Annotated in this window: 2 protein-coding genes; one reads left to right on the top strand and one right to left on the bottom strand. The window is 47.9% G+C overall.

What is annotated here, in order from left to right; genetic code table 11:
* The first annotated feature begins 336 nt into the window (after positions 1–336).
* Complete coding sequence (locus QUB33_RS28900; RefSeq protein WP_333357939.1) at positions 337–1,254, top strand: fructosamine kinase family protein; 918 nt, start codon at positions 337–339, stop codon at positions 1,252–1,254.
* Between the two features lie 79 nt (positions 1,255–1,333).
* On the opposite strand, the gene QUB33_RS28905 is transcribed toward QUB33_RS28900, so the two are convergent.
* Positions 1,334–3,034, bottom strand: coding sequence for an ABC-F family ATP-binding cassette domain-containing protein (locus QUB33_RS28905; protein ID WP_333357944.1), 1,701 nt, complete (start codon positions 3,032–3,034; stop codon positions 1,334–1,336).
* Positions 3,035–3,385: the final 351 nt, after the last annotated feature.

A 3,385-nucleotide genomic window follows, 5' to 3' on the forward strand; every position in this document is an offset into this window, starting at 1 on the left:
TAATAGACCGAGGGCTTGACCTCTGTTTCCACATGGTAATCATGATGACTTAATTCTCTGCAGTCTTCAGGGTTTTTCACCCTTACCTCTTTTCGGTAGTGTCACCCGAGGTCGTGGCACCACCCCGATACCATCCCGAGCTCGCTTGTTCAACCCCCAGATGCCTAATATATTTTCCCCCTGCACTGTCGCTCAACAATACCTCGATGCCGGGAACCTTATTTACACCACATATCCTATCTATATAGATAGGATATGTGGTGTTTTTGCCAATTAAGTTTTAAGTTGCTATACCTGTTAAAGTAATTTCTATCGCCCTCAATACAATTTGATTCAATGTGGGATAAAATTGCCGCACGCCTTGCCGAAGTAACAGGAGACAAATTTTCGATCGACAATCGCCATTCTGTCAGCGGCGGCTGCATCAATCAAGGCTATTCTATTAGCAGCAGTTCCCGCGCTTACTTCGCGAAAATCAATCAAGCTTCCCAACTTGCGATGTTTGAAGCCGAGGCTTTGGGTTTGCAGCAAATGCGGGCAACCCAGACGATTCGAGTACCTGAGCCGATTTGCTGGGGAACTGAGGGGAATTCCGCTTATATTGTGCTGGAATGGCTGGATTTGGGAAGTCGCGGGGGCGAGAGAGCTTGGGAAGAAATGGGGCGCAAACTCGCGGCAATGCACAAATACACCCCCCCCAACCCCCCCTTGCTAAGGGAGGGAGAAGAGCGTAATTCTACCTTGCTAAGGGGAGTTTTTGGTTGGGATATTAATAATACGATCGGCTTAACGGTGCAAATTAATAATTGGACGGCAAATTGGGCAGAATTTTGGGCAGAACATCGGATTGGTTATCAGTTAAAATTGGCAAGGCGTCGGGGTGGTCATTTTCCGCAAGGGGAACGTTTATTAGAGCTAATTCCTGAGTTGTTAGCAGGCCACCAACCGCAACCTTCGCTGGTTCACGGGGATTTGTGGGGGGGGAATGCAGGGGTAACATCTGCGGGGGAACCGGTAATTTTTGACCCGGCAACTTATTTTGGAGATAGAGAAGTTGATATCGCGATGACGGAGTTATTTGGCGGGTTTTCGGCGCAGTTTTATCTAGGATATAATGAGGTTTGGCCGTTGGATGGAGGCTACGATCGGCGGAAAAATTTATATAATTTATATCACATTTTGAATCATTTTAATTTGTTTGGTGGGAGTTATGAGTCGCAGGCGAATCAGATAATTAATAGAGTCTTGGGTTAGAAATAGGGATTTTTTATTTCTAACCGCAGATGAACGCAGATAAACGAATATCTAAGGTTTATCTGCGACCGTTGCCGCTTTATTTTTGCTTAGCTGTTGCTTTTTTCTTCGCTTCTTTTTCGGCTTTTTTAGCCGCTTTTTCAGCTTCAAGTTTGGCGATTTTTGCTAGCTCTTTTTCTTCGGCTATTTTATCCAGATAGTAGTGGTAATCTCCCAAATAAGTACGAAACTCTCCATCCCGGATTTCGACTATTTTGTTGGCGACTTGGGAGATGAAATAGCGGTCGTGCGAAACGATAATTACGGTACCGTCATAATTCTGAATCGCCTCTTCCATCATCTCTTTCGCCGGAATGTCGAGGTGATTTGTCGGTTCGTCCAAAATCAGCAAATTCACGGGATTCAACAGCATTTTTGCCAAAGCTAGGCGGGCTTTTTCGCCGCCGCTCAAAGCGCCGACTTGTTTGAATACTGTTTCGCCCGTAAACAAGAACCGCCCCAACAAAGTCCGAACTTCTTCATTTTTCCAGTCGGGTACTTCGTCGTGAATGGTTTCGATCACGCTTTTATTCAAATCTAAGGCTTCTGCCTGATTCTGTTCAAAGTAACCGGGGATGACGTTGTGACCTCCCAATTTGACTGTACCTTCAGAAGGCTTTTCTAAACCCATAATCAGTCGCAGCAGGGTTGATTTGCCCGCGCCGTTGGGGCCGAGAAAGGCTATGCGATCGCCCCTTTCAATTAATAAGTCGGCTCCCAAAAATAGGATTTTTTCGCCGTAGGTGTGCACCAAATCTTCAATTATTGCTACTTCGCGGCCGCTGCGGGGTGCGGGGGGAAAGCGGAAATGCAAAGTTTTTAATCCGCCGGTGGGCGCTTCGATGCGTTCGATTTTGTCTAACTGTTTCTCGCGGCTTTTGGCTTGGGTGCTGCGAGTGGCGCTGGCGCGGAATTTTTCTACGAATGCTTGCTGTTTTTCGAGTTCCTTTTGCTGGCTTTCGTAGGCGCTGAGTTGGGCTTCTCTGGCTTCTGCTTTTTGCAGCAGGTAGGAGGAGTAGTTGCCGAGGTAGGTGGTGGAAATGCCGCGTTCGGTTTCGACGATTTGGGTGCAGAGCCGATCGAGAAATTCCCGGTCATGGGATACGATTACCATCGGGGTTATCAGCCCTTTCAGGTAAACTTCCAGCCATTCGATGGTTTCTAAGTCGAGGTGGTTGGTAGGTTCGTCTAGTAGCAGGATGTCGGGTTTTTGCAGGAGAATTTTGCCTAAACTCATCCGCATTTGCCAGCCGCCGCTGAAGGCGCTGACTAATCGATCGCCGTCTTCTGGTTCAAATCCGATTTCGGGCAGAATTTTCTCGATTTGGGCTTCTAAACCGTAGCCGTTTAAGCCTTCAAATTGCCGTTGCAGCCGATCCATTTTGTGGATCAGTTCGTCGAGATTTTCTGGGGTGGAGGCTTCCAAGTCTCGATGCACTTGCATCAGGGTTTCGTGGACTTCGTTGGCTTCGCTGAAGGCGCGCCAAAATTCTTCTCTGACGGTGCGAGTCGGATCTACTTCAAATTCTTGGGAGAGGTAGGCGATGTGGAGGCTGGCGGGGCGAATGACTTCGCCTGCGGTGGGTTCGATTTCGCCGGCGATGATTTTGAGTTGGGTGGATTTGCCGGCACCGTTAACGCCTACTAAGCCGATGCGATCGCCTGGCTTGACTTCCCAGGTGACATCTTTGAGTACGACGCCTGTGGGGTAAATTTTACTGATGTGTTCGAGTCGCAGCATTGTTGTGGGGACTGGGGAAGGGCTGGTTTAGCGGCGGATGGGATGCCGGCGCTGAGGTCGAGTTAATCTTAACAAATTTTAATTATATTTAGCGTATTGCCAGATTTTGATTTGGTAGGAGTTACGCGAAGAAACCGGGTTTCTCTGAAAAATCGCAGATTCTGGGCTAGAGATATAGGAAGAAACCCGGTTTCTGGCCTCGATGTGGGTTCAGGACTATTTGGCTGGGGCGATCCTCTTCGAGGGCTTCGCTAACGGGCGATCGTGTTGTTTCAGATTAGACCTCTTGCAGAATTACTTTTATGTTATAGTCGAGGTTTGGCTTTTTGGAACTGCTAAATTTAACTCGTA

It is taken from the genome of Microcoleus sp. B3-A4, from assembly GCF_036705385.1.
Taxonomy (GTDB): Bacteria; Cyanobacteriota; Cyanobacteriia; order Cyanobacteriales; family Microcoleaceae; genus Microcoleus.